Annotated in this window: 26 protein-coding genes; 9 read left to right on the forward strand and 17 right to left on the reverse strand. The window is 44.6% G+C overall.

The window, feature by feature from the left end:
* Positions 1 to 321: 321 nt before the first annotated feature.
* Together M2132_RS04110 and M2132_RS04115 are read right to left on the reverse strand one after the other, a co-directional pair.
* Positions 322 to 1,527, reverse strand: coding sequence for a PBSX family phage terminase large subunit (locus tag M2132_RS04110; protein ID WP_280671610.1), 1,206 nt, complete (start codon positions 1,525 to 1,527; stop codon positions 322 to 324).
* Positions 1,502 to 2,017 (reverse strand): terminase small subunit, encoded by a 516-nt coding sequence (locus M2132_RS04115; RefSeq protein WP_280671609.1) that lies wholly within the window; start codon positions 2,015 to 2,017, stop codon positions 1,502 to 1,504. The genes M2132_RS04110 and M2132_RS04115 overlap by 26 nt, the downstream gene beginning before the upstream one ends.
* A gap of 211 nt (positions 2,018 to 2,228) precedes the next feature.
* Here M2132_RS04115 and M2132_RS04120 point away from each other — a divergent pair, with 211 nt between their 5' ends.
* On the forward strand, positions 2,229 to 2,582 hold the full coding sequence (locus M2132_RS04120; protein ID WP_280671607.1) for a hypothetical protein: 354 nt from the start codon (positions 2,229 to 2,231) through the stop codon (positions 2,580 to 2,582).
* Between the two features lie 79 nt (positions 2,583 to 2,661).
* On the opposite strand, the gene M2132_RS04125 is transcribed toward M2132_RS04120, so the two are convergent.
* Both M2132_RS04125 and M2132_RS04130 read right to left on the reverse strand, forming a co-directional pair.
* On the reverse strand, positions 2,662 to 3,420 hold the full coding sequence (locus M2132_RS04125; RefSeq protein WP_280671605.1) for a DUF3307 domain-containing protein: 759 nt from the start codon (positions 3,418 to 3,420) through the stop codon (positions 2,662 to 2,664).
* Positions 3,398 to 4,090 (reverse strand): SatD family protein, encoded by a 693-nt coding sequence (locus M2132_RS04130; protein ID WP_280671603.1) that lies wholly within the window; start codon positions 4,088 to 4,090, stop codon positions 3,398 to 3,400. Before M2132_RS04130 ends, M2132_RS04125 begins: the two co-directional genes overlap by 23 nt.
* 649 nt (positions 4,091 to 4,739) lie before the next feature.
* Between M2132_RS04130 and M2132_RS04135 the strand changes: the two genes are divergently transcribed.
* From M2132_RS04135 to M2132_RS04155, 5 genes are all read left to right on the forward strand, one after another.
* Complete coding sequence (locus tag M2132_RS04135; protein ID WP_280671601.1) at positions 4,740 to 5,297, forward strand: hypothetical protein; 558 nt, start codon at positions 4,740 to 4,742, stop codon at positions 5,295 to 5,297.
* Between the two features lie 262 nt (positions 5,298 to 5,559).
* A complete protein-coding gene (locus M2132_RS04140) occupies positions 5,560 to 5,997 on the forward strand; it encodes a hypothetical protein (RefSeq protein ID WP_280671599.1) in 438 nt (145 codons plus the stop codon).
* A complete protein-coding gene (locus tag M2132_RS04145) occupies positions 5,994 to 6,467 on the forward strand; it encodes a hypothetical protein (protein ID WP_280671596.1) in 474 nt (157 codons plus the stop codon). Before M2132_RS04140 ends, M2132_RS04145 begins: the two co-directional genes overlap by 4 nt.
* Before the next feature lie 28 nt (positions 6,468 to 6,495).
* Positions 6,496 to 7,632: a hypothetical protein gene (locus M2132_RS04150; protein WP_280671595.1), complete on the forward strand. Its 1,137-nt coding sequence runs from the start codon at positions 6,496 to 6,498 to the stop codon at positions 7,630 to 7,632.
* A gap of 20 nt (positions 7,633 to 7,652) precedes the next feature.
* Positions 7,653 to 10,022 carry a hypothetical protein gene (locus M2132_RS04155; protein ID WP_280671593.1) on the forward strand — a complete coding sequence of 790 codons (2,370 nt, stop codon included), beginning with the start codon at positions 7,653 to 7,655 and terminating at the stop codon, positions 10,020 to 10,022.
* 70 nt (positions 10,023 to 10,092) lie between these two features.
* Here M2132_RS04155 and M2132_RS04160 read toward each other — a convergent pair whose 3' ends face one another.
* On the reverse strand, positions 10,093 to 10,449 hold the full coding sequence (locus M2132_RS04160; protein ID WP_280671591.1) for a hypothetical protein: 357 nt from the start codon (positions 10,447 to 10,449) through the stop codon (positions 10,093 to 10,095).
* Between the two features lie 230 nt (positions 10,450 to 10,679).
* Here M2132_RS04160 and M2132_RS04165 point away from each other — a divergent pair, with 230 nt between their 5' ends.
* On the forward strand, positions 10,680 to 10,877 hold the full coding sequence (locus M2132_RS04165; RefSeq protein ID WP_280671589.1) for a hypothetical protein: 198 nt from the start codon (positions 10,680 to 10,682) through the stop codon (positions 10,875 to 10,877).
* Positions 10,878 to 11,197: 320 nt separating this feature from the next.
* On the opposite strand, the gene M2132_RS04170 is transcribed toward M2132_RS04165, so the two are convergent.
* Together M2132_RS04170 and feoB are read right to left on the reverse strand one after the other, a co-directional pair.
* On the reverse strand, positions 11,198 to 11,371 hold the full coding sequence (locus M2132_RS04170) for a FeoB-associated Cys-rich membrane protein (protein ID WP_280671587.1): 174 nt from the start codon (positions 11,369 to 11,371) through the stop codon (positions 11,198 to 11,200).
* 39 nt (positions 11,372 to 11,410) lie between these two features.
* On the reverse strand, positions 11,411 to 13,888 hold the full coding sequence (feoB, locus tag M2132_RS04175; RefSeq protein WP_280671585.1) for a ferrous iron transport protein B: 2,478 nt from the start codon (positions 13,886 to 13,888) through the stop codon (positions 11,411 to 11,413).
* 409 nt (positions 13,889 to 14,297) lie between these two features.
* On the opposite strand from feoB, the gene M2132_RS04180 reads away from it, so the two are divergent.
* A complete protein-coding gene (locus M2132_RS04180; RefSeq protein WP_280671583.1) occupies positions 14,298 to 14,720 on the forward strand; it encodes an organic hydroperoxide resistance protein in 423 nt (140 codons plus the stop codon).
* A 177-nt stretch (positions 14,721 to 14,897) separates the two neighbouring features.
* On the opposite strand, the gene M2132_RS04185 is transcribed toward M2132_RS04180, so the two are convergent.
* From M2132_RS04185 to M2132_RS04215, 7 genes are all read right to left on the reverse strand, one after another.
* Positions 14,898 to 15,491, reverse strand: a complete 594-nt coding sequence (locus M2132_RS04185; protein ID WP_280671581.1) for a hypothetical protein — start codon at positions 15,489 to 15,491, stop codon at positions 14,898 to 14,900.
* 129 nt (positions 15,492 to 15,620) lie between these two features.
* Positions 15,621 to 16,625, reverse strand: coding sequence for a type I glyceraldehyde-3-phosphate dehydrogenase (gap, locus tag M2132_RS04190; protein WP_280671579.1), 1,005 nt, complete (start codon positions 16,623 to 16,625; stop codon positions 15,621 to 15,623).
* A gap of 246 nt (positions 16,626 to 16,871) precedes the next feature.
* A complete protein-coding gene (locus tag M2132_RS04195) occupies positions 16,872 to 17,270 on the reverse strand; it encodes a hypothetical protein (RefSeq protein WP_280671577.1) in 399 nt (132 codons plus the stop codon).
* Positions 17,271 to 17,282: 12 nt separating this feature from the next.
* On the reverse strand, positions 17,283 to 17,648 hold the full coding sequence (locus tag M2132_RS04200) for a hypothetical protein (RefSeq protein ID WP_280671575.1): 366 nt from the start codon (positions 17,646 to 17,648) through the stop codon (positions 17,283 to 17,285).
* A gap of 1 nt (position 17,649) precedes the next feature.
* Positions 17,650 to 17,997, reverse strand: a complete 348-nt coding sequence (locus M2132_RS04205) for a hypothetical protein (RefSeq protein ID WP_280671573.1) — start codon at positions 17,995 to 17,997, stop codon at positions 17,650 to 17,652.
* A 9-nt stretch (positions 17,998 to 18,006) separates the two neighbouring features.
* Positions 18,007 to 18,372, reverse strand: coding sequence for a hypothetical protein (locus tag M2132_RS04210; RefSeq protein ID WP_280671571.1), 366 nt, complete (start codon positions 18,370 to 18,372; stop codon positions 18,007 to 18,009).
* Between the two features lie 3 nt (positions 18,373 to 18,375).
* The gene (locus M2132_RS04215) at positions 18,376 to 19,140 is read right to left on the reverse strand and encodes a hypothetical protein (protein ID WP_280671569.1); all 765 of its coding nucleotides are present in this window, start codon (positions 19,138 to 19,140) and stop codon (positions 18,376 to 18,378) included.
* Between the two features lie 285 nt (positions 19,141 to 19,425).
* Between M2132_RS04215 and M2132_RS04220 the strand changes: the two genes are divergently transcribed.
* The gene (locus M2132_RS04220; protein WP_280671567.1) at positions 19,426 to 20,928 is read left to right on the forward strand and encodes a catalase; all 1,503 of its coding nucleotides are present in this window, start codon (positions 19,426 to 19,428) and stop codon (positions 20,926 to 20,928) included.
* 96 nt (positions 20,929 to 21,024) lie between these two features.
* On the opposite strand, the gene M2132_RS04225 is transcribed toward M2132_RS04220, so the two are convergent.
* From M2132_RS04225 to M2132_RS04235, 3 genes are all read right to left on the reverse strand, one after another.
* Positions 21,025 to 21,924, reverse strand: a complete 900-nt coding sequence (locus tag M2132_RS04225) for an endonuclease (RefSeq protein ID WP_280671565.1) — start codon at positions 21,922 to 21,924, stop codon at positions 21,025 to 21,027.
* A gap of 258 nt (positions 21,925 to 22,182) precedes the next feature.
* Complete coding sequence (gene gyrB, locus M2132_RS04230; RefSeq protein WP_280671563.1) at positions 22,183 to 24,144, reverse strand: DNA topoisomerase (ATP-hydrolyzing) subunit B; 1,962 nt, start codon at positions 24,142 to 24,144, stop codon at positions 22,183 to 22,185.
* A gap of 234 nt (positions 24,145 to 24,378) precedes the next feature.
* Complete coding sequence (locus tag M2132_RS04235) at positions 24,379 to 24,621, reverse strand: hypothetical protein (protein ID WP_280671560.1); 243 nt, start codon at positions 24,619 to 24,621, stop codon at positions 24,379 to 24,381.
* Positions 24,622 to 24,676: the final 55 nt, after the last annotated feature.

Raw genomic sequence — 24,676 nt, forward strand, 5'->3', positions numbered from 1 at the left:
TCTTTGTAACCCGTAGTGCATTTAGAGAGTTTATGCCATATTTGTCATTCTGACCGTAGAGAAGAATCTTTTTTCTGACAGAAGAGATGTTTCACTATCGTTCAACATGACAAAAAAATAACTTATTATAAACATTTTATAGCATTTGTCCTTCTGAGCAAAGCGAAGAATCTCTGTGTTTTTTCCATTATAGGCGACTCAATGACAAAATGAATATATCTTAGTTTTCAGATAATTAGCTTTTGTTTTCTGAATACACTATGGGTGCGCAATACGATACTTTAAACAAACAGATAAACAGCGTAGGCTGTTTTCAGGCAATCACTCCATCCGTGTGGTGCGTACTTTGGGTTTGCCTATGCGTTTTGCCTGCCCCAGCTTGTTGAGGGCAACGTAGCGAATGGCGTCCAGGGCGTGATTGTTGGCATCGACAGGCTCATTGATGGTGTGCCCCTCGCGGCTTTTTTTCCATTTGTAGGCAAGAACCTCACGGCAGATATTCTCGCTGCGGCGGGTGATGTTGAGGCGGTAACGGCGCAAGATGTCGATGCCGTTTTTCACACTGTCGGGGCCTTTGTGCGCTGCCTCTACACGAAAACCCATGTTGCGAAGTTCGGCAATGCTTTTAGGCTCGGCACTGTCGGCTACGATGTTTACATCGGCGGTTATGTCGTTCTCGCGCAATACGGAGGCAATATCGGGGTTGGTAAGCCCTTGGCGGTAGCATATTTCGTCCAAAAACAGCTCTCCTCCCGAAAGCCGTATATCGACAATGGCCGTGGGGTCGTTCGTGAAGCCGAAGTCCACACCCAACCACCGGTGTTTGGCATCGTGGGGAACGGCATCCACCAGTTGCCATTGGCTGAAGATAAGCCCTTCTACCCTGCCCGTCAGCCCCCGTGCGTAGATGCGGAAAAGCTCATCGTCGGCAATCGACTCTATGCGGCGGTGTTCGTCGTCGCTCAAAAAAGGGTTGTGCCTATGGTCTGAAATAATGAGTTCAACATCGGGGTTGCCTATCAGCTTATCGTGCACCCAAAAGCGATGCGTGGGATTGTAGTCTATAAATACGCGGTGGCGGGTACGGATGGCAAGCTGCCAATAAATGTCGTACCCTATACCGTTGGCCTCGTTCACGAAGAGGATATCACGCTTTCCGCTGCGGGCGTCTTGCTCGTCGGTATAGCTTTTGAACTCGATGATAGACCCGTTGCGGCATGTAAATATGCGGTCGCTCTCGTTGGGGCGGGCAAACCATTGATGGTACAGGCGGCTACCCATCCATATGTTCTTGGCATCGCGATACGCCCCCGACCTCAGGTTCGGGATATCCTGCCCCACAACCGTCGTCACCAGATTAGGCTGCTGCATGCTCAAGGTAAAGAGCAAATCGAGGATGGCGTAAGTCTTGCCCGAACTTGTCCCTCCCTGATTCACCACCACCCGTTTGGGCGATGTGTAGTTCTTTATGAAAAGCGGCGGTTTGCTGAGTTTTTGCCGATTAGCGTCCATCAACATCGTTCTCATTTTGGGCAAAGGTTTGTGCTTTCACTCCTGTCATGGGGGCAATCAGGAAGTGGGCGTTCATCGTATCGCCTGTCATTTCAATTTTTTCCTTAAAAGCAGCCACGTTCACATGCCGCCCAATCAGTTCGAGGGCTTTCAGGGCATTCGTAGCGTCAAATTCGTACACGGCATTGCCTTGACTATCGGTCACTTCCTTGCCTCTCTGCGTTTTTGGTTCCACTTGCTGCATACATCGCTCGTGCAAGGCCACAGCCTGACGCAGTACGTAGTCCGAATCTATTTGCAAACGCCTATTGCGCTCGTCCATCAGATTTTGTACACAAAGCTGCACATTGGCGTTTTTAAGCAAGCGGCTTCCTAAATGCTTTGCCGAACGGGAGCTATATCCGGCACGGACAGCGGCCTGCGTTGCATTAAAGTCGATGAGGTACTCCCTGCAAAAAACTTCCTGCCGGGGAGTAAGTAGATTGTGTTTCTGACTGTCAGTCATACAATAAAATAGTTTTGGGGTTTGTGTTATCTCTAATATAATAAAAAACAATGAGATATGGAAATAAATAGCACACAAAAGTAATGACGGCAACTCATTTCGAACTCACGTTAGTTTAATAAAAGCAGATAAAAAACGGATATTACAAAAATTGTTTATCTTTGGCACAAAGAAAAAATGTACATAAATTTTAACTTGTCAGAAAAACACTATGAAAAAGTTATTTCTTTTAGCCTTACTTGCCTGCTTATTTGCAGCCTGTGGCGATGACGACGACGAAGTGGTAACCACTTATTCTATCAGGCAAAACATTGCCGATGTACTGCCCAATGCAACCACATACTATTATGTGTATGGCTCTAACTTCGAGCACCGCAGCTTGGGCAACCTCGAAGCCAATAAAGCCTCTAAGGCAGAGCAGGTAAACTCTAACATAAGCCAGATATTTGTTGTTTACGGAGCAAATCACGAATACCGTGTCGATACCGTATTCCGCTTGGAGGAAGGCAAAAAACATAACTTCGAGATAAAACCCGGAACGCGTGTAGTTCCTTTCGAGCCTTAACCGGAAAATACACCTTATAAGATAGAAAAACCTCGGCGGTCGCCGAGGTTTTTTGTTTTTTATCCGAGGAAAGAAAAAACTACAACAAAGCCTTCACCACCAATCCCGTTATAATGGCAACAAAGAAACTCGAAAACGTGCCTATAAGCACATATTCGGTCAGTTTAAGGTTGCGTCCGGGCTTCAAATCGCCAAAGCGGAATATCGACTTTGCGGCCAGCAGGAAACCTACGGCAGCCATATTGCCCGTCAGGATGAACGTCAGGGTCATTGTGCGCTCCAGATAGCCGATATATTGCCCTGCTTTTTCGAGCGTTTGGCTTTCTTGGGTGGTTAGCAGCTTATCGTTCGCCATCTTACTTTCTTTCACATCGGGCTTCCACCTGTTTATGAACAGCGAGATGGCAAGCGAGGTTGGTTTCAGCATCAGCAAATAAGCTATGGCCACGCCCCACACACGGCGGATGGAAAAGAAGTCGGCAAACAACCCGCCAAACCCTTCGTACTGCCCGGTAACAACCAGCCAAAGAAGCACTATGACCGAAAGATGCAAAATCTGGTCTGCCACAAAATGCCAGATGCTACGCCGTTGTATCGAGGTTTTCCACCAATCAATAGCAAAGTGCGTAACAAATATCACTACGGGAATGTACCAGCAAACCCATTGCGCCACCACAAGATATGCCATCGCCCCATGCAAAAACGCATGCAGGAGCAAGGCTTTTGTCCGCATCGCGCTGTTGGACGACAGTTTTGCCTCCACCATCTTGACAGGTTGCAACACAAAATCGCAAACGATGTGCGCAAACAGCAGCTTAAGTAAGATTATCCAATCCATAGTTTAAGTTTATTTTTAAGAGTTCAAGTTTTATTGTTTTACTCATGTACCTGTTCACATAACCAAAAATTAGCGAAAAACGGCTTGTAATAAGCAATTTATTAACTGCCTGTGGCGATTTATTTATCTGCTCTGCAATATCCTTTTGCGATAACAATGGATTTAGCCAAAACGGGTAAATAACCGAAGCTTGCGTAGCCGTCCAACCCGACATAATATCATCGGCAAAGGCGGTGCTGACTCTCAGTTCTTTATTAAAATCTTCATCGGGAGTGAGTATTGCTATGCGATGATTCCGCCCAAGATTATCGAAAGCCTGCCCCGACAAGCGAAAGGCTTCACCGTCCGATTCCGTTACTTTTTCCGCAATAAACTCTCCCTTGCCAACACCTATACCCATACGGGCATCCCAGCGGATATCACCCTCTGAATGAGATATCAATGAAGCTCTTATCAATATCGCAATATATAATGATGATTTCGGATATTCAACTATACACTGAAAACTATCGCCCCGGTATATCTCCATAGTTACTTTACCAAGCTTTTCATCGGCGTTTATATCCGCAATAGTGTTTTTGAGCGTGGCGAGCAGTTTTTCGCGTCCGCCTGCCTCCAAAATCCGTGTGGAATCAACAATATCGCCTGTTATTACTCCTATCCAACTCATAATACTTCCCTTTTTTATTATAAATGCTTTATAGTATTTGTCTTTCTGAACAAAGTGAAGAATCTCTGTGTTGTTTTATTAAAGATCCTTTGTTACACTCAGGAGTTCCAAAAATCGATTGATAGTATCAAATTGATATACTCTCTGTTGTCATGTTGAACGATAGTGAAACATCTCTTCCTGTAAAAGGAGATTCTTCCCTACGGTCAGAAGGACAAAAAGAAATCAAAAATTACTGCCAAGTCACTCTCTTTATCATGATTTTTCAGATAAAGAGCTTTTATTTCCTAAACATACTACGAGTCAAAGATAATACTTTATTCCAGAAAATCAACCAAAATAGGTTGATTAAATACAAATCAACTGAAAAAGGTTGATATTTCGCAAATCAACCAAAAATAGTTGATGCAAAAATTTACCTCTATCATTTCTTCTCCACCCCATTTTAACAGAAGAGATGCTTCGCTCCCGCTCAGCATGACAAAACGGTTGATTACACAAACCCACTGAAACAAGGCTTCACCCGAAACAAATTAAATACCGTTTTACTTTTTTTATTGCCTTATTTTTTGTATATTAGAACGAAAGGTTGCCCCCGATGCAGCCACCAACAAACACAAACTTTTTTTTTAACACTTAAAGGTATTTTATGCAAATCACAACAAAAACCTCTTACAAGGATTTTCTGTTAATGGTCGAGATTTTCCACTTGGGCGACAAGGAACTGACCGAGATTTTTGAACGGGTGAAAGACCACCCTCTACCCCAAGAGTTCGACGTTGACTTCGATTCGCTCGTTTTTGGGCAACTATGTCAATTGCAGCAGATGAAAACCGTGGGCGACCTCTTCGTCAACTCCTTCTACATTCTACTCAAGATGCCCGAAGCCGAACTCATGCAGCACACAGCAGCCGATTGCCTCAGGTTTATTTGGCACGTAAAAACACAGTTGGAGCGCATCACCGAGCTTTTCAGCGCTATCCACTACAAACCCTCGCCCGAAGAGGTAAGGGCTGGTATAGAGAAAATGAATCACGGATTTTTCGGTACTGCCGACTGGTACGCCCGCCGCATGGGTATCACCGACCACGAGGAAGTGTTCCAAACCAACTGGATGCGCATATACAAAGCCATGAAGATAGACTTCGAGAACAACCGCTTTGAACAGAACTACCGCAAAGTGATTGAGCAAAAAAATAAACGGTAAACATTCTCTTTACAATCATTTGTCATTCTGAGCGTTAGCGAATAATCTATTTCGCTATTGTCAAAAGTAAATTTTAATTTCTTTTTGTCATTCTGACCGTAGGGAAGAATCTCCTTTTACAGGAAAAGATGTTTCACTATCGTTCAACATGACAGTAGAGTATATCAATTTGATACCATCAATCGACTTTTGACACACCCATGACAAAAAGAACAAATAACATCTTTCAAGATAATATTAAAATTTAAACACAAACTTTATTATGGTAGAAACTAAAATCAGGCAGATTGTCGAAAAAATCGGCGGACTGCACTACGAATTCAACGACTGGACGCGCACCAACGCCACCATCGACTACACCTCCCTGCCCGTGTGCGTAAACGTATTGCCCGTATCGGGGAAACTTTCGAACAAAAACGGAAACCTGCGCGACTATCCCAACTGCCTTATCGCTTTCATGGACAAGGCCGAACTCGACTTCGAAGGAGCCGAAAACGAAATCACCGTCAACCGCATGAAAGGCTATGCAAAACGCTTCATTGCCGAAGCCAACCGTTCGGGGTTGTTCCAGCCCATCACCGCCGATGTGCCTTACTCCGTGGTTTACGACTTTCTGGATGCCAACCTTACGGGCATCGCCATCGAGCTGCAACTCAAAGAATCGGTGGGCGATTGTCTGGATAACACGCTGAACCCATGAGTGGCGAAGCCAACATCGCACCCTTGCTCAACGACCTCTGCCAGAGCATTGCCCGCGGTTATCTGACGGCAGCCCAGCAGGCTTACGGGGCAGACCGTGTAACCCTTGCCCAAGAGGAAGAGGCTTTTACGATAGAGGGCGACGACAACGCCTCCTTTCTGCACTGGTTATCGGAGCAGGAGCAGCAACCCCTCAACCTGTTCCAAGCCGTCAGGTTATGGATCGAAGAAGAAGGCGCCGCATACAAAAACATTCCTTACATACGCAAGGAGTCGGAACGGTGGAAACCCCGCTATACGCCCCAAGAGCGTGGATTGATGAGCCTTTCGGGAAAGATTGCCTACAAAATGCAGCAAGAAGGCGTCAGCCTGAAAAACCCGCAACCTACAGCTCAAGACGCCGAAGTAGACACCCAAGAGATAGAAGCACTCATCGGCGAGGCGCTATCCGATATTATTTCACAACTTTAAAATCACTCACAAGAAAAAAATAAACACAATGGCACAAAAATCAACCGATACACTAAGCGTTTCGTATCCCGACCTTGGGTTCGCGTTCAACCCTATCACCCTGCGTTTCACCTACACGCCCGATATTCAGCCCGAAACCGAGATACGTGTTCTGGCAAACGGAATAGAACTGGTGCGCGAAACCCGCGACCAAGAGGTAACGTTCGACCTCTCGGCTGTGGCACGTTCGCTTTTCGACCGCGACCGCTTCCACCACATCCCTTTCTTCGACAATGTTCTCTGTAAAACGCTATCCGTCAGCATAACATCCACAACCACAACCGACGAGGAAGAAGCCGAAATCAACATCGCTATCCCCGTCATTTGGGGTGCTTTGCAGATTGGCGAAACCTACTCTCAAAGCAAAACACTCACCATGTTTCGCGGATATCCCTTCACCGTGCCTTACTACGAAGGACGGACAACCCGTTTCAGCTACACCTTGCAGTATGGCGGCCAGAGGTATCTCGTAACGGTAAACAACAACTCCAAAGGCTCCACCCCAAAATACAACCTCCCCTTACCCGACGACTTGGACGAGAGCATCCACAAAGTGGAATACATCATGGGCGGACAGAACGTGCAGGTAGGCCCTTTCGATTATACCTTCGACGATTCGTTCCTCGTTTACGAAAAACAGGCGGGCGGCAACGACTTGCTGATGACCGTAAACATCGAAACACCCTGCTACAACGACGGATTTTACCTCCGCTGGATAAACCGCTGGGGCGAATGGAACTACTATCTTTTCCGCAAGAAGGGCGAATCGACACAGGTGGCCGATTCGAGCATCGTTTTCGACCCCTATTTCGACACCATCGACTTCACCGACGGATACCACGTAGGCACAGGGAAAACGGTAGGCAAAACAGCCCAGAAAACCATTCAACTGTACGCTTCGCTGGTCGATGCCGACACCTACGACTTCCTTTCGCAGATAGCACAATCACCTGTCGTAGATCTGTTTATGGGATACGCCGAGCAGGAAGTGGATGGCCAGCCGCAAACCATAGCCCGTTGGGCAAGCGTGCGCACCCAAGCCGCTACCTTTGCAAAGGGCAAAGACCATTTGCAGGACTTCGAGCTGAACATGCTTATCCCTCAAACACAAACCCTTAACCTTTAACAAAAAAACCGACTTACCAGATGAGAGAAGTATTTATAAACAACCAGCGGGTAGATATGGAAGGCGATGGCTATGCCGCCATGATATACCCTTCGCCCATCTTCAAGGATTTGAGCAGCATACAGTCTAACGGAACCACCACCTTCACCCTGCCCAAAACCGAGCGTAACCTTGCCATCATCGGTTGCAGCGACCAAGCCGACGTGCGCGGCGATTTTCCGTACAGCGAATATACCTTCGAGGAATACCGCAACGGTATCCCCGTTATCCATAACGGGCGATGCAAGCTGCTGAAAATAGGTGAAAAAATTGAACTGGCCACCGTATGGGGGCCAAAGGTAAATATGAGCGACTTGCTCAAAAAGAAGCTCACCGAACTTGAGCCTTACTCCGTCACCCGCGACGAAGACGGAAAACCACATTACAGCAAACCAGAAGCCAGCGAATCAGAAAACTTCGTTACATGGAGTTCGGGTACATCTTTTCTTTCGGCCGACAGTAACGACGATTTCGGCTTCCTCTGTGCCGACTTCGGCATGGGGGTTAAAGACACCCGCTACATGCACCCCTCGGCACGCGCCACCTACGTTATAGACCAGATTGGCGCGAATATGGGCATGGATATCCGCTTCAAGAACGACGAGGTGAGGCAAACCCTTGCTCACAAATGGCTGCCACTGCCCACACGCAATGCCAATATACTGACTTGGACAAGAAACAGCGATTATAAGTTTCCGAAAAGGTTCTTGAATTCGTTCGACGATAACCTCGGATACAACATAACCAATGTTGAAGTTATAACCCCCAACCAGAATTCTGAAATTCTGAAAGAATACCCCGAAACTCCCGGAAACTACGCCTTTTCGATGTATGGAGAGATTTGCCTTTCGGTAGAATACTTCCTCAGAGAAAACTACTGGGTGAGGGAATACGGTTATTCCTGGGACGATATCCGCTACAAGGAAGTGGTTGTGCGGAAAGACGAAGACCAACCCGAAGAAATTGTAGACCTGAGGGGCGATACCACCATGTATAACGTCGAAATATCGTATGCCGGAAACACTTACCTTTTCCCTTTAGAAGAAAAAGCACAAACCTACCGCGAGTATTTCAAGGGGGGACACCCCCTTAACGCGCCGGGAACCAACAGCCCCTTCTGGGACATGCGCCTGGTTGTTGTCCCCATCAGCGAGGAGGTGGCTAAGTTTGTGGAGTTCACTGCCGAACCCAGCGACAGCAACGTTGATAGAGCCACCGACATGTATGCCACAATGAGGCTACGCAAAAGGATAGTCACCGACGGAAAGGTTAGCTTCCGCTATTACGAGATTCCCTTCAGTACAGATGTGCGCTACAATCCCGGCGGATTTGAAACAGACCCGCTGCCCGGCTCGTCCGAGGGGTTGAACAAAAATCCGGAGATAGGCAACGGAATGCCCTCCTCCATTATCGAAGGAGGGGGAGGAAACCCTTCCGGCCCCATGTTTTGTTACCTGCCCACCTCGGCAAACTGGGTAACCGTATTCTTTACCCTCTACAAGCGCCCCGACGAGGTGAAGCCCGGAGAGTCGTTCCCCATACTGCATAACCTGCCAGATATTACCTGCCTCGACTTCATGAAGTCTATCATGCAGATGTATGGCCTATATCCGCAGTATTTACCAAAGGAAAACGTCCTCGAGCTGGTTTCTATCGACCATATATACCAACGCGTGCCCGAAGCCGACAACTGGAACGGCCGCCTTGTTGCAAACAAGGGAATCATACCCATAGAGCACACCATAAACGACTATGCGCAAAAAAACTGGATGCGATACACGCAAGACGATGTGAAGCGCACCGATGCCGACGGTTTTGTGGTGGTAAACAATACCGCGCTCAGCGACGAGAAAAACATCTTCGAGATTAAGTTTGCAATTACCGAAAACCACAACGGGCGTGTAAACGACAATTCTCAGCGATCCGTGTTCGCGTACATGCCCTGCTACGAACCCGGCAAAGTAACCGACGACGAGCCAAAGCCCGAACCAACATTCAGAGGGAAAATTAAACCAAGACTATTGAGTGAGGGAGAATATAATATATCTGCTAATTCCCAAAAAAAAATAAAAAAGCTAATCTTTGATAAGCCTCTTCAGTTCGGTTCTTTCACACTCAAGGAAGACGAAGTATGCTTGATACCTGTCTATTACAGTAAATACCAACGGGTGGTGCGCCGCCCTGTGGCCATTGAGTGCTCGGTATATATGAGCGATATGGATATACACCGCTTTGAGGCAACCCGTCCTGTTTATCTGAAAGGACAGTACTGGATGCCTATACAGGTTAGTATAGATGCAAAAAATCTGGCAAAGTGTAAGCTACTACTGATGCCGGAGACGACGAAGTAAAAAACACTCTAAAGACGAAAAAGGTTTACTCGATTGAGTAAACCTTTTTACATTTTATAACACATTCACATTAATCAACTTTACGTGTATATTTATATTCGTATGTATCACCGAATTCATCTATATATATGAGAGTTAATTTATTATTTGCAATTGTATATTTGTATGTAAAATCTTTATAAATTAATTTATTACCATCTACTTTATATTTGCCATGTTCATTTGTTTCTAATTTTTTGGTTCGCTCTTTATTCCACTCTTCTTCATAAGAAGTAAAATCAGAGGTATAGACACGTACCCAATAGTAATTTACTCCTTCTCGTTCCCATACACCTTCCACAGGGTTAAAGTATTCGGGTTCGTCATCGTCACTACCACAGGCGGCTAAAAGGCAAGCAAGCAAAAGCAAAGTCAGTATCTTTTTCATAATCAGTTTATGTGTTTATGTTAATTTTTAAACTTTTCAAAGATAAGGAATTTTTGCAATGCGGCAAATATTTTGCGGCTCTGTCCCCTCCCCTTGGGGGAGGACGGGTGGGGTGATTTTCCTGCGCGGAATCGGAAGATTCCTTGCCTTCCTTTTTTCCGAAGCGACAAAAGGAAGCAAAACCGCTTTTTCGGCACACTTCTCGGCGACCCGTTACAAACTCGGCAGCCATGATGAAACAAAACTCGGACTTACAGTCCTCAAACAACATTTCATCTTGTTATGGCTGTTCCTCGTTTAACGGGTTCCCCGCCTGCAAAGCCGATGCCGTTCCGCCTTGCGGGCACACGCTCGAAAAAGAGATGCTTCATCACCGTTCAACACGGTATGGAATATCCCCTCCCCTTTGGGGAGGACGGGTGGGGTGAACAAACGCAAAGAGGCAGATTATCTTCTCAAATAATCTGCCTCTTGTAAAAGGAAGTCGTACTGATGGAATAAGCCGAAACTCCTTATGACAGGATTTGAGTGCCTCGGTCCCTTTGTAATCCACTGCGCTAAGCAATCCCGAAGGATGTGGCCCGCCATTAGAACCGATGAGCTTGTCTCGGTATAAATCTTTTACTGATGAGTTTCCCAATCGATCAGCACGACTTTTACTTTTATATCTTTAACTAACAATTACTCTTAATTGGTATCTCAAATATACGTTTTCATTTCCAAATATGCAAGTAAATTTACATTTATTTTATCTTTTTTTGTTTGCATTGCAATGGCAACCGCCACAGCCGCACGCATCGCTACGGCCTTTGGGGGTGGAAAAAAAACGGTATATCTTGCCCAGAACGATAGCTGCTATCAATATGCCTACCGCACCCACTATAATTTCTTGCATCATAAAGCTATCAAATATCTCTTTCATATATAAACAACGATAAGCCAAAAACGTTCACAGCATAAGTCAGAAAAATAACGAGCCTATCTGGTAAACCAAAAACGAAACCAACCACGCCACACCCGTAGAATAAGCAACGCTAAACAAAGCCCACTTCCACGTACGCGACTCCTCCTTTATGGCCGCAACGGTGGCTATACAGGGCATATATATAAGCGTAAACAACAGGAAGCTCACAACCACAATCAGCGAAAAACTCTTTGTGCCATCGGGTTGTGTGTCGTTGGCCAAACGGACTTCGAGCGACTTCTGGTCTTCCGAATCGCCCGTATAAAGCACTCCCAGAGTACTCACAACCACTTCCTTGGCCGCCATACCCGAAACAAGGCTCACGCTCATCTTCCAGTCGAAACCCAAGGGACGCATCACCGGCTCCACAAATTGCCCTATACGCCCTATATACGAACCCTGCTGGCGTTCTATATTATGTGTGCGCCGCATTTCTTCAATCCGGCTGTCTTTTTCCTGTTCCGATATTGTTCCGCCATTATAACTGGCTTCCACTTGCGCCACATTGTTGTTGAACTGTGCGTCAATCTCCCTGTCTAACGGGAAATACCCAAGAAACCAAATAATTATGGAGGCAACAAGGATTATCCCACCCATTTTGCGGAGATACTGTTTCGATTTATCCCACATATGAATCCCTACCGAACGGAAGGTTGGCATGCGGTAAGGCGGCAGCTCCATAACGAAAGGCGTATCTTCTTCGGGAAACAAAAAACGCTTGAACAACCGTGCCGAAACAACAGCCAAAAGAATGCCCGTAAAATACAGCCCAAACAAAGCCAAGCTTGCGTGCCGGCCAAAGAAAACGCCCACAAACAACAGATAAACAGGCAGGCGGGCACTACACGACATGAAAGGATTGATAAGCATGGTTATCATGCGGCTGTTGCGACTTTCGATAGTGCGGGTTGCCATAATTGCCGGAACATTGCACCCAAAGCCCATAATCAGCGGAATGAACGACTTGCCATGCAAGCCCATCTTGTGCATCACCCTATCCATGATGAATGCCGCACGCGCCATATAGCCCGAATCTTCCATGAAGGATATAAATGCGTACAGAATAAGTATATTGGGCAGGAACACTATTACGCCCCCTACTCCGCCTATTATACCGTCCACGATGAGGTCTTTCAGCATTCCCGCGGGCATATATCCCCGCACCCAGTTGCCAATGAGGGCTACACCCTGTTCTATCCACTCCATGGGATAGCTCCCAAGGGTAAACGTACACTCAAACATCAGCCAAAGGAAGAAGAAGAACAGCGGAAAACCTACGTATTTGTTTGTAACAATGGCATCCAAGACGCGCGTCATTTCCGACCCACGCGTTTTTTCCCTCAGCGTTTCTTTCAGTGCCCCTGCCACAAAGCCGTAGCGGGCGTTGGTTATTGCCGACTCGGTGTCTTCGTTCAGTATCGTTTCCACGTTTTTCACCTCGCTGTCGCGGAGAGCAAAAACCTCGGCGCACCCCTCCAGATGCGAAACATAATGGTTTATGTCCTTGTCTTTTTCGAGCAGTTTTACCGAGATGTAGCGGTCGGGAAACTTCAACTGCCCGCTGTACTGTTTCTCTATATCTATATTGAGCTTACTTATAGAATTTTCGATAGTGTTGCCGTAGTATATCTTTACGTGCTTCACCACCTTGTCGGTACCCTCATAAACACGGATAGCGGCATCAAAAAGGTCTGAAATCCCGATATTCGATTTGCCGACAGTCGGCACTATGGGTACACCTATCAGTTCGGCAAGTTTTTTATGGTTCAGTTGGCTGCCGCTTGCCGTCAGCTCGTCGTACATGTTGAGTGCCATAACCATCGGCACTTGCATATCTATCAGTTCGGTGGTCAGGTACAGGTTGCGCTCCAGATTGGATGCCGCCACCACGTTAATCACCACATCGGGTTTTTCGTCAACCAGATATTGACGCACGTAAAGTTCTTCCGGAGTATATGCCGATATGGAATACGTACCGGGAAGGTCAACGATACGGAAGGTATAACCGCCGTGTTTGAAACGCCCTTCCTTCGAGTCGACCGTAACACCGCTGTAATTACCCACATGCTCGTGTGCACCCGATGCCACGTTAAACAGCGATGTTTTTCCGGCATTAGGATTGCCCACCAAAGCCACTTTTATAACTTTGGGGCCGTTGGTGTTTTCGGTTTTTCTTACGTTATGTTCTTTGCTGTGCTGCAATTCGTCGAACAAGATATCTTCGGCTTGCACGGCGTGTATTTCGGCCTGTTCGGGATACACAACCTCTATCAGTTCGGCCTCGCTCTTACGGAGCGAAACCTCGTAGTCCATTATCTGGTATTTTTTAGGGTCGCGAAGCGGTGCGTTGAGTATCACCTTTACGGTTTTCCCCTTGATGAACCCCATTTCGAGGATTCGCTTCCTGAAGGCTCCGCTACCATTGACTTTCACGATGATGCCTTTTTCTCCCGTCTGTAAATCTGAAAGAAGCATAGATTCTTATAATACTTAATAACTCGTAGTGCATTTAGAGAGTTTTTGTCAAATAGCTTATTATAAACATTTTATAATGTTTGTCCTTCTGAGCAAAGCGAAGAATCTCTGTATTTTTCATTTAAGATCCTTCGTTACACTCAGGATGACAGATAACGAGCTTTTATTTTCTAAATGCACTACGGGTAATACTTAATACTTTCTTTTTTTACGTATTCTAAACTCAGAACAACAAAGGTCGTTTTTTTTCTTCAAAAAACGACCTTTATTTAAAACAAATATAAATAAGAGAACCTATATATTCAAAAAAAACGATAATTCATCCGCATGCGCATAAACATTTTTACTCGCCTCTGCGTTATAAATCCGAATGCAACAACTAAAAAAGTAAAAATAAAACTATTTAATTATGAAAGCATTATACACAACTACCGTAACGGCAACAGGCGGAAGAGACGGAAAAATACGTTCGGAAGACGGAATAATAGATATGAGCCTGCAAACACCCAAAGAAATGGGCGGACGCGGAGGAGCAACCAACCCTGAGCAACTTTTCGCGGCAGGTTATGCCGCATGCTTCGGTAGCGCACTCAACTTGGTTTTGCGGCAGGCAAAACTTCATGCTCAAAGCAGTGAGGTAACAGCCGAAGTAAGTATCGGGGAGAATGGCAAGGGAGGTTTCTGCTTTGCCGTGAAATTGTTGGTAAACATAAAAGGCATAGACCCTAAGCAAGCCCAAGAAGCTGTTGAAAAAGCGCATCATGTTTGCCCCTATTCTAACGCCACTCGTGGAAATATTGAGGTTGAAACAAAACTGATAACCCTCTCTTAATATATAACAAGAGGCTGGCTCAACAAGGTATTTTCTTTAAATATCTATTTGTCGTTGAGTGGCCCACGTTCCTCGAATGCTATTCCTGAACGAAATGAAGGATCTTTGCACTTTCGGTTCAAGGTTCTTCGTTTCACTCAGGGCGGCAAAAAACACTATACCCTCGGGGCTTCAATATCAGAAATTGAACGTATAACCAATCGAATAGAAGAGGCGGTCGCCGTATGGCGAGTACTTGTCTTGCACCACGTCATACTGTATCATTGCCGTCATAGGACCTAAGCGCACACCCGCACCCACAAGCACGGCAGGGACAAATTTTTCGATTTTTTCTTCATACCCGTAGCCATCGTCCCACTTTTGCCACATACGGTTTATTTCGGGCTGAACCATCAGTACAAGAAAATTGACAGGATATAGGCGGCCATACAGGTTAAGTCCAAAATAGCTGCCCTTATACGTGCCGAAAGTATAATCGTCTTTATAATAAGTATAGGTAAACCCTACTCCGGCGTTAAACATTTTGGAAAAATCGTACCCTACCTGCGGAGCAACATTTATCAGGGTATAATCGCCAAACTGAAGCCCCAGAGTTCCACCGAGAGTAAGCTTGCGGACATCGAATTTGAACCCTTCCGTTTTTTGCTCCTCTTGCTGAATTTTGGTTTGTTGCTTTGGTTTACTTTTGGGTTCTTCTATCGAAAATCCGTATTGGGCACTTGCGTTCAAACACACGGCCAGCAATATAAGGTTAAGTAGTATCCGTTTCATTGTTCTTTTGTTTTGTATGTTTCTGTACTTATAGAGCCAAAGGTAATTCTGTTTTTCGGTATAACAAAAAAGAGAAACCCGAAAGTTTCTCTTTTTCTCTATTTTATGTCGGGGGGGGACAGTAAATTGTTACCCGTTTACTTTTGCCATATGTGCAACAAGGTCAAGAACTTTGTTCGAATAACCCCATTCGTTGTCGTACCAAGAAACAACTTTTACAAAAGTGTCGGTAAGAGCGATACCTGCTTCAGCATCGAAGATAGAAGTACGAGAATCGCCTAAGAAGTCGGACGAAACCACTGCTTCTTCCGTATAACCAAGAATACCTTTCAATTCACCTTCGGAAGCGGCTTTCATTGCGGCACAGATTTCAGAATATTTAGCTGGTTTTTCTAAGTTAACAGTCAAGTCTACAACCGAAACGTCGAGAGTAGGAACACGCATCGACATACCTGTCAGTTTGCCGTTCAACTCAGGAATTACTTTACCTACCGCCTTAGCAGCACCTGTTGAAGAAGGAATGATGTTTCCGGCTGCCGCGCGGCCACCACGCCAGTCTTTTACAGATGGGCCGTCAACAGTTTTTTGTGTCGCAGTTGTTGCGTGTACTGTTGTCATCAAACCGTCTTTAAGACCGAATTTGTCGTTCAACACTTTAGCGATTGGCGCCAAGCAGTTGGTTGTACAAGAAGCGTTCGATACGATTTGCGTTCCTTTTTTGTAAGTATCTGTGTTAACACCGCACACAAACATCGGAGTGTCGTCTTTCGACGGAGCCGACATTACCACATATTTCGCACCGGCATTGATGTGGGCTTGCGCTTTTTCTTTTTCCAAGAAAAGACCGGTAGATTCAACTACATATTCAGCACCAATATCGCCCCATTTCAAATCAGCAGGATTTCTTTCAGCTGTAACACGGATAGCATTGCCATTCACAACCAATTTGCCGTCTTTGACTTCAACAGTTCCGTTAAACCTTCCATGCATCGTGTCATACTTCAACATATAAGCCATGTATTCAACATCAATAAGGTCATTGATACCCACAATCTGGATATCGCTTCTACCTTGTGCAGCACGGAAAACAAGACGACCGATACGTCCGAAACCGTTAATACCTACTTTAATCATTTTGTTTTAAATTTTTATTGGTTAAAAAATACAATTCATCTGTTTATCAGAAACTTACCCATCAAAGCAAAACAATACCTTGTTTCGTTTTGACAGACGCACAAATGTATAAAAAATAATTGAGAGAAACATGTACTTAACTAACAGTTTAATTTTTAAATCAATTACTTAAACCCAATATAAAAAACAGAGGGCTTCTTTTCGTGAAGTCCTCTGTCGTTTGGTATCTTATTTTTTCCTTTTCTGTCAAGGCAACGGCCCGTATTCAAGTTCAAACAGTTCGATTGCTGTATAGTGGGGTGTTGACAAATAAACGATGTCGGCCACTACAAACCCAACCAAAAACAGCATTGCGATAATCAATGCAATATCGAAAACATTTTCCCTGACAAGCTTCCGCTTAAAAAGCCGGACAGTCAACCACAGCACAACAGCATAAAGCGCCATACCGGCATAAACCACAAAGTCGTACTCCCTGTATAAAAGCTTTATTATAGCTTCTGCCTGAAAGAAAATTGAGGTTGCCATGAAAAAATGGCTGAACTTGCGATTGATTTTCTGCCGTTCTTTCTTCAACGGAAAGTCGTAACTGTCTCTCTCGTCTTTTTTTGTTGAAAAATTCCAATATCCTAAAATGTAATTCATAATATCCGGTTTTTATTTTTTAGGCAATGGCCCGTATTCAAGTTCAAATATTTGCTCAAAAGTGGGGTGCGGCGTTGACAAGTAAACGATGTCGCATACGATAAGCCCTATACAAAACAACATAAGTATAATAGGAACAACACCTATAAGCCCTTGCCGGCGATACTTTCTGAAATAACTAAAAAACGTGAACAGAAAAAAACCGTATACAACAAAGCCTATATACACAATATAATTGTGCTCGCCTCCCCCAAAAGGATATTTTATACGGTCTTCTATACAGTAAAAAACAAGCATCAGGAATGCGCATATTCCTAACCTCTCCCTATCGGAGAAACTTTTCCATTTATCGATGAGCCTTGTTTTCTTAAGAATCATATTATTGGCTATTCATAATCTGTTCTATTTTCTGTTCCGCTGTTAGCTGAGGTGTAGCCAAATAAACGATGTCCATAACAACAACACCTATGCAAATCAACATTATTATGGCAGGACGAGTACCCCAAAAACCATTTTTGCGGCTCTCCCGAAAAAGGCGAAAACATCCAAATATACAAAATCCATAGACAATAAAACTCAGATACAGAACAATATCATATTCTTCTCCTTTATAGGGAACTTTTACGAAATTCCCTATAAAGAAAAAGGTAAGTAGTAAATAAGCATAAACCGATAGTTTTTGCTCATTAGTAAGGGTTTGCCATATTTTAGCAAACGGTTTTTTCACAACAACATGTTATTGGCTATTTATAATCTGTTCAAATTTTTGCTCTATTGTCAACTGTGGTGTTATCAAATAAACGATGTCGGCTACAATAAAACCAATCATAAATAAAGCTAATAGAATTAATATAATATCAAAAACTTTATTTTTTCGAAGTGTTTGTATAAAAAAATTGACACACATTCCCAACACAGCAACATAGAGTATAATGCCAATATAAACTACAAAGTCGTATTCCTTATGGAAAAGTTTCACTATAGTTTCTGCTAAGAAAAAGAATAATGCTGCATAAATACACCAACTAAACTTACGATAAAGCCTTTCCCTTTCTTTATCAAATTTAAAAGAAGAATCAAAACTTCCTAAAATATATTTCATCGTTTAATTATACATTATATTTGTTCTTTCAACACACGTTTCATATGTTGATTTTGCACTATCTACACAAAGTTGATAAGATAAAGTCGTTGCCGCTATAGCTGCAACTGATCCAAAACCTGCTGTTCCAATAGAAGTAAGAACTGTAAGACTTATTCCTCCAACCAACACAGCATTACAGCCAGTTACTGCCGAATCATATTCCTTAAAACATAAAGCCAAAAGTTTTTTCTTTTTCTCTTCATCACTAAGAAGAGTAAACATTTCCGTAAGTATAATATTGCTACATAGTAACGATATTTTTTCAGCTTCAATCATTCGTGGATCAGCCATGATTTGAGCGTCAGACATTGCAAGTGGAGCTCCTGTGTCTATCATCTGGAGGGTAAGTTGTTGATACCTTTCGGAACAATTTGCCTGTGTAAATTCAATATAATCGCCCACCGGATTCGCACCTTCGGCGTTCTGTTGTTGTGACCTAAGCAGTATCGCTTCCCCTTTTTCTGAAATAGGAAAACTTAGTTCGTATTTTTTACCGTATAAGTCAAGTTTCGCTGCTGTAGGCTTTAGCCTTTCAGTCAATTCAGCTTCGGTAGCATTTGGGTTATTCACGGCAAATTTCGCAAAGCTTCTGAAGTCGTTAAGAAAAGATTGTAGTTCTGCTTCTTTTTGTGTTTGGGTGTTATCGACTCCCGCTTCGTTTTCACGTTCACTACACGACATTACAGCAAATGCCAATAACACTAAAAATAAAAAATTCTTTTTCATAAGTTCTAAAAATTTATATTAATAAAAAAAACAAATAAAACCTTAGAACAGACAATCATTAAATAAACACTCGGAGTTACAAATATATAAATTTTATCTGTAACAAAACAACAATCTGTGAATTTTTAGAAAAATTACGAAATACAAAATACAAGGAAAATTACCGCAATGAACAATTTGAATTGGTATTCCGTTTACAATATGTAACGATATGTTAACGCGGGAAAGTCAAGAAAAACTATATAAAAATACCTGATAGATATAAACTTAAATCCCTACGTCATTATGAAAGAGAACAAAAAAAGGATGACTACCAACCAAGGCATCCCGGTCGATAACGACCAAGCATCCATCACTACGCAAAAAGAACATCTGACGCTTCTGTCCGACACGCATCTTGTTGAAAAACTGGCGCACTTCGACAGGGAACGCATTCCCGAACGTGTGGTTCATGCCAAAGGTTCGGGCGCTCATGGTTACTTCGAGGTAACCAACGACGTGAGCAAATATACCTGTGCCTCGTTCCTGTCGGAAGTAGGAAAAAAAACCGAGATAGTAGCCCGCTTCTCGACTGTGGGCGGTGGACGCGGGTCGGCCGACAGCGCGCGCGACCCTCGTGGGTTTGCCGTTAAATTCTATACCGAAGACGGCAACTACGACATGGTGGGCAACAACACCCCCGTGTTCTTTATCCGCGATGCCATAAAATTCCCCGACTTTATACATACCCAGAAGAAAAATCCGATGTCGAACCTCGACGATGCCGATGCTTTCTGGGATTTCCTGTCGTTAACACCCGAAAGCGTGCATCAGGTCACAATACTGTTTTCAGACCGTGGCACACCCTACTCGTTCCGCCATATGCACGGGTACACCAGTCATGCCTATATGTGGTATAACGAAAAAGGCGAACACTTCTGGATTAAGCTGCACTTCCGCACCAATCAGGGAATCAAGAACCTGACGCGCCAAGAAGCCACCACCCTTGCCGGAACAGACCCCGACCATGCCACGCGCGACCTGCACGACAGCATAGCTCGCAAAGAATTTCCTTCGTGGGACGTATTTGTACAGATAATGCCTCCGCAGGAAGCCGAAAGATACGGCTTCGATGCTTTTGACGTAACAAAGGTATGGTCGCAAAAAGACTATCCGCTTATTCCTGTCGGCAAAATGGTATTAGACCACAATCCGGATAATTATTTTTCGGAAATAGAACAGGCAGCCTTTTCGCCCGGCAACCTTGTGCCCGGCATCGCTATCTCGCCCGACAAGATGCTGCAAGGACGTGTGTTCAGTTACCCCGACACACACCGCCACCGCTTGGGTACTAACTTCGATATGATACCCGTGAACGCGCCAAAAGCACAGGTAAACACCTATCAGCGCGATGGTGCGATGAACATGCACAGTTACGGCGGACCCAATTATTACCCGAACAGCTTTGACGGACCTGCTCCCGACAAAAAATATGCCACGCCTCCCGTAGATGTGGCCGGGATAGCGGCACGCCACGAGTATCAGCTTACCGACATGGACTATGTACAGGCAGGCGACCTCTACGGCCGTGTATTGTCCAACTACGATAAGACGAATCTGATAGACAACATCGTATCGCACATAAAGAATGCCGCCCCACGCATACAACTGCGCCAATCGGCTATATTCTACAAAGCTCATCCCGAATACGGTACAAGGGTTGCCCAAGGGCTTGGGTTAGACATAAACGAAGTGAAACGGCTTGCGGCAATATCGCAAGACGAACGTGTAAAAGCAACTGCTTTGTAATAGATAGAAGTTCAAGATTTTAGCAAAAAAACAGGCAGAATCGGGATTTTCCCTTTTTTGCCTGTTTTCGTTTTATTCTTAGCACATGCGCAGCTTCTACCTTTTGTGCGCCGTGCCCCATATCTCCTCCACATATTCGGGATTGTCAACAAACGGATTGCGGTTGTGCTGGATTCGCTCCACAGCATCGTTGCGCATTCGTTCTTTATGGCTCACAGGGTCGTTTCGATGCCACTTGAGCAACATCTCCACTGCCCACGGCTGCAAGCCGGGATACGATTCGGCGGTAAGCATCGACTTGAGCGCGTCCTTTCGCCAGTTGGGATAGTAATTTTCGTAGCAGGTAATCATATAAAAATACACACGGGCAAAATCGCCTTTATACTCATCGGCCGGTTCAAAAACCATTCCCCTGTATCCTTTGGGATAAGTGTTTTGCCCAACCTTCGACACTCCGTTGTTAAACTTGGCTATACCTACTTCGCCCAACGGAAGGTTACTTTTGGCGGAATTGGCTTTGGCTGCCGAGGGAAAAAGGTTGTGCAAATCGCTATTGGCATCGAATGCCTGATAATGCTCTTTCTGAGCCCACCAACTGCGAGGCATGCAATGTTCGCGGCTCTGACGGTTGCCACCCAGAAAGGAGTCGTTCTTTTCATCGGAATACATATCCCAATAATATCCATCGGTGTGCCAGTCGGTTTTAAGGTAGTAGTGCTGCCACCAGTAACGAGCGGTGGAGCTCCGGTCGAAGTCCAAAACCTTGTGCTCACAGATTTGTTCATGGAGAGCAGTTTTCAGCTCCTTGCCCCGTAGATTTTCGGCAACAACAACCGCTTCGCTTGTTTTACCAAAAGGAAGATGCTCCCTAAATTCAACATACAAGACCGATAGTATGGCTATTGCAGCAACAACCAAGACACCCCATCGCTGTTGTCGCCGCCTGCTATTCTTGCCTTTTTTCTTTCTTTTTTTGTATGCTTGTTTCTTTGCCATGTATTCAATTCAGCTAAAAAAATACGGCTCCAGTTTCAGCTGAAGCCGTATTTCCGGTACATTATATCATTTTATTATATCCTTACGCATAGTGCATTTAGAGAGTTTTTATCAAATTTGTCCTTCTGAACAAAGTGAAGAATCACTGCGTTTTTTTCATTCAAGATCCTTCGTTGCACTCAGGATGACAAAATAGACACATCTTGTTCTTCAGACAATTAGCTTTTGTTTTCTAAAGCCACTACGAGTACGACCTTCTTAGGCGTCGATATTTGCATAAGTGGCATTCTCTTCTATAAATTCACGGCGTGGGGCAACATCTTCGCCCATCAGCATAGAAAATATATGGTCGGCTTCGGCTGCGTTTTCGATTGTTACCTGTCGCAAGGTTCTATGGTCGGGGTTCATCGTTGTTTCCCACAATTGCGAAGCGTTCATTTCGCCCAGACCTTTGTATCGCTGAGTATGAACGGCGTTTTCGTTACCATCACCATGACGGTCAATAAAGGCCTGACGTTGGCGGTCGTCCCAACAGTATTCTTCAACCTTGCCCTTTTTGCACAAGTACAACGGAGGGGTAGCAATATAAACATAGCCTTTCTCCAAAAGGGGTTTCATATGGCGGAAGAAGAATGTAAGGATAAGCGTTGCAATGTGGCTTCCGTCAACATCGGCATCGGTCATGATAACCACTTTGTGGTAACGCAACTTAGAAAGGTTCAACTCCTTCGAATCGTCTTCAGTACCAATAGTCACGCCCAAGGCGGTATATATATTCTTAATTTCTTCGCTCTCCAAAACCTTATGAGGCATTGCCTTCTCTACGTTCAGGATCTTACCCCTTAGCGGAAGAATAGCCTGAAACATACGGTCGCGGCCTTGTTTTGCCGTACCGCCTGCCGAGTCTCCCTCCACGAGGAATATTTCGCATTTCTGAGCGTCTTTGCTCGAACAGTCGGCCAACTTTCCGGGAAGCCCACCGCCACCCATAGGCGATTTGCGCTGCACCATTTCACGGGCTTTACGAGCCGCATGACGTGCCGTAGCGGCAAGAATCACCTTTTCGACTATCGTTTTGGCCTCTTTGGGATGTTCTTCCAGATAGTACCCCAAAGCCTCGCCAACGGCTTGGTCTACCGCACCGATAACCTCGTTGTTGCCCAACTTTGTTTTTGTCTGCCCTTCGAACTGAGGTTCGGCTACTTTGATAGAAACCACAGCGGTAAGCCCTTCGCGGAAGTCGTCGCCACTGATTTCTATTTTAAGTTTTTCGAGCATCTTCGAGTCGTCGGCATATTTTTTCAGGGTTCTCGACAAACCACGGCGGAAACCCGTGAGGTGAGTACCCCCCTCGATAGTATGGATATTGTTTACGTACGAATATACATTTTCGTTGTAAGACGTATTGTAAGACATGGCAATCTCTACCGGAATGCCCTGCTTTTCGGTCACGATATGGATAACATCGGGTATCAACGTCTCTTTCGATTGGTCTATATAACGAACAAACTCTTCCAATCCTTTTTCCGAATAGAAAGTTTCGCCCTTAAACGTTCCGTCTTCCTTTTGCACACGCTTATCGGTCAGCGACAGGCGCACACCCGCGTTCAGGAAGGCAAGTTCGCGCAAACGCGAAGCAAGCGTGTCGTAACGGTATTCGGTGGTTATATTGAATATGCTTTCGTCGGGTTTGAAGGTAATGGTTGTACCGGTATCGGCAGCATCGCCCAAAATCTGAACATCGTGCAAGGCCACACCACGAGAATATTCCTGCATATGAAGCTTTCCGTTAAGACGGACTTCGGCACGCAGATAAACAGAGAGGGCATTCACACACGAAACCCCTACCCCATGGAGACCACCCGATACTTTGTAGGTACCTTTGTCGAACTTACCACCGGCATGCAGAACGGTAAGCACAACTTCGAGCGCCGATTTCTGTTCCTTTTCGTGAAAATCGACAGGGATACCACGCCCATTGTCTACAACGGTTATCGAATTATCTTCGTTTATATATACCTGAATGTCTGTACAGAATCCGGCAAGAGCCTCGTCGATAGAGTTATCCACAACCTCATACACCAAATGGTGAAGGCCTTTTTCGCCCACATCACCTATATACATGGCCGGGCGTTTACGTACGGCTTCCAGTCCTTCCAGTACTTGAATATTTTCTGCCGAATAAGCTCCGCTGGCAGCTTTTTTTTCTTTATCAGTCATTGATTGTTCTGTTTGGTTTCAGCTTTTGGCAACGGGTAAAAACTATCTTTCATCCGCTTTGCAAAAAGCAAACAAATATACTAAAAATTGCTCTAATAAACAAGTTAAACCCCACTTAAAACAGCAAGCGTACACATCTGAAAATCAGACACTAAACAATTATTAATAAAAAGAAAGGAGAACCCTCGACCGATTCTCCTTTCACTACAAAAACACGCGGTGCGTTTCGTTTATTTATTTTCTTTGATATTTTTCCTTTCGTTTCTTACTCTCGTCTCCAAAAAACAAAAGTGCTCCAATAACCGGATTTATACATGCGATGATTACATATTTCTTTGTTTCCTTTCTTGTCAGCAGATAGCTATTATGTATCCTGTTCACAACATAAACAAGAAAAATAATATGCAGAATCGTAGATACAACAATTTCTGTCAAATCCAGAGTGCCTGCAAGTGTCATAAAACTCCAAAAATCCATAAGCTACTTTATATATTAAGTTTAGTCTAAAAATTATTGCCGTATTTTTGTTATC

Origin of the sequence: Dysgonomonas sp. PH5-45 (assembly GCF_029893235.1) — a bacterium.
In the GTDB taxonomy this organism is placed as follows: domain Bacteria; phylum Bacteroidota; class Bacteroidia; order Bacteroidales; family Dysgonomonadaceae; genus UBA1309.

Excerpts from the sequence above, each read along its gene's own strand:
- M2132_RS04110 (WP_280671610.1), bottom strand. The coding sequence starts at position 1,527 with ATGAGAACGATGTTGATGGACGCTAATCGGCAAAAACTCAGCAAACCG.
- M2132_RS04115 (WP_280671609.1), bottom strand. The coding sequence starts at position 2,017 with ATGACTGACAGTCAGAAACACAATCTACTTACTCCCCGGCAGGAAGTT.
- M2132_RS04120 (WP_280671607.1), top strand. The coding sequence starts at position 2,229 with ATGAAAAAGTTATTTCTTTTAGCCTTACTTGCCTGCTTATTTGCAGCC.
- M2132_RS04125 (WP_280671605.1), bottom strand. The coding sequence starts at position 3,420 with ATGGATTGGATAATCTTACTTAAGCTGCTGTTTGCGCACATCGTTTGC.
- M2132_RS04130 (WP_280671603.1), bottom strand. The coding sequence starts at position 4,090 with ATGAGTTGGATAGGAGTAATAACAGGCGATATTGTTGATTCCACACGG.
- M2132_RS04135 (WP_280671601.1), top strand. The coding sequence starts at position 4,740 with ATGCAAATCACAACAAAAACCTCTTACAAGGATTTTCTGTTAATGGTC.
- M2132_RS04140 (WP_280671599.1), top strand. The coding sequence starts at position 5,560 with ATGGTAGAAACTAAAATCAGGCAGATTGTCGAAAAAATCGGCGGACTG.
- M2132_RS04145 (WP_280671596.1), top strand. The coding sequence starts at position 5,994 with ATGAGTGGCGAAGCCAACATCGCACCCTTGCTCAACGACCTCTGCCAG.
- M2132_RS04150 (WP_280671595.1), top strand. The coding sequence starts at position 6,496 with ATGGCACAAAAATCAACCGATACACTAAGCGTTTCGTATCCCGACCTT.
- M2132_RS04155 (WP_280671593.1), top strand. The coding sequence starts at position 7,653 with ATGAGAGAAGTATTTATAAACAACCAGCGGGTAGATATGGAAGGCGAT.
- M2132_RS04160 (WP_280671591.1), bottom strand. The coding sequence starts at position 10,449 with ATGAAAAAGATACTGACTTTGCTTTTGCTTGCTTGCCTTTTAGCCGCC.
- M2132_RS04165 (WP_280671589.1), top strand. The coding sequence starts at position 10,680 with ATGATGAAACAAAACTCGGACTTACAGTCCTCAAACAACATTTCATCT.
- M2132_RS04170 (WP_280671587.1), bottom strand. The coding sequence starts at position 11,371 with ATGAAAGAGATATTTGATAGCTTTATGATGCAAGAAATTATAGTGGGT.
- feoB (WP_280671585.1), bottom strand. The coding sequence starts at position 13,888 with ATGCTTCTTTCAGATTTACAGACGGGAGAAAAAGGCATCATCGTGAAA.
- M2132_RS04180 (WP_280671583.1), top strand. The coding sequence starts at position 14,298 with ATGAAAGCATTATACACAACTACCGTAACGGCAACAGGCGGAAGAGAC.
- M2132_RS04185 (WP_280671581.1), bottom strand. The coding sequence starts at position 15,491 with ATGAAACGGATACTACTTAACCTTATATTGCTGGCCGTGTGTTTGAAC.
- gap (WP_280671579.1), bottom strand. The coding sequence starts at position 16,625 with ATGATTAAAGTAGGTATTAACGGTTTCGGACGTATCGGTCGTCTTGTT.
- M2132_RS04195 (WP_280671577.1), bottom strand. The coding sequence starts at position 17,270 with ATGAATTACATTTTAGGATATTGGAATTTTTCAACAAAAAAAGACGAG.
- M2132_RS04200 (WP_280671575.1), bottom strand. The coding sequence starts at position 17,648 with ATGATTCTTAAGAAAACAAGGCTCATCGATAAATGGAAAAGTTTCTCC.
- M2132_RS04210 (WP_280671571.1), bottom strand. The coding sequence starts at position 18,372 with ATGAAATATATTTTAGGAAGTTTTGATTCTTCTTTTAAATTTGATAAA.
- M2132_RS04215 (WP_280671569.1), bottom strand. The coding sequence starts at position 19,140 with ATGAAAAAGAATTTTTTATTTTTAGTGTTATTGGCATTTGCTGTAATG.
- M2132_RS04220 (WP_280671567.1), top strand. The coding sequence starts at position 19,426 with ATGAAAGAGAACAAAAAAAGGATGACTACCAACCAAGGCATCCCGGTC.
- M2132_RS04225 (WP_280671565.1), bottom strand. The coding sequence starts at position 21,924 with ATGGCAAAGAAACAAGCATACAAAAAAAGAAAGAAAAAAGGCAAGAAT.
- gyrB (WP_280671563.1), bottom strand. The coding sequence starts at position 24,144 with ATGACTGATAAAGAAAAAAAAGCTGCCAGCGGAGCTTATTCGGCAGAA.
- M2132_RS04235 (WP_280671560.1), bottom strand. The coding sequence starts at position 24,621 with ATGGATTTTTGGAGTTTTATGACACTTGCAGGCACTCTGGATTTGACA.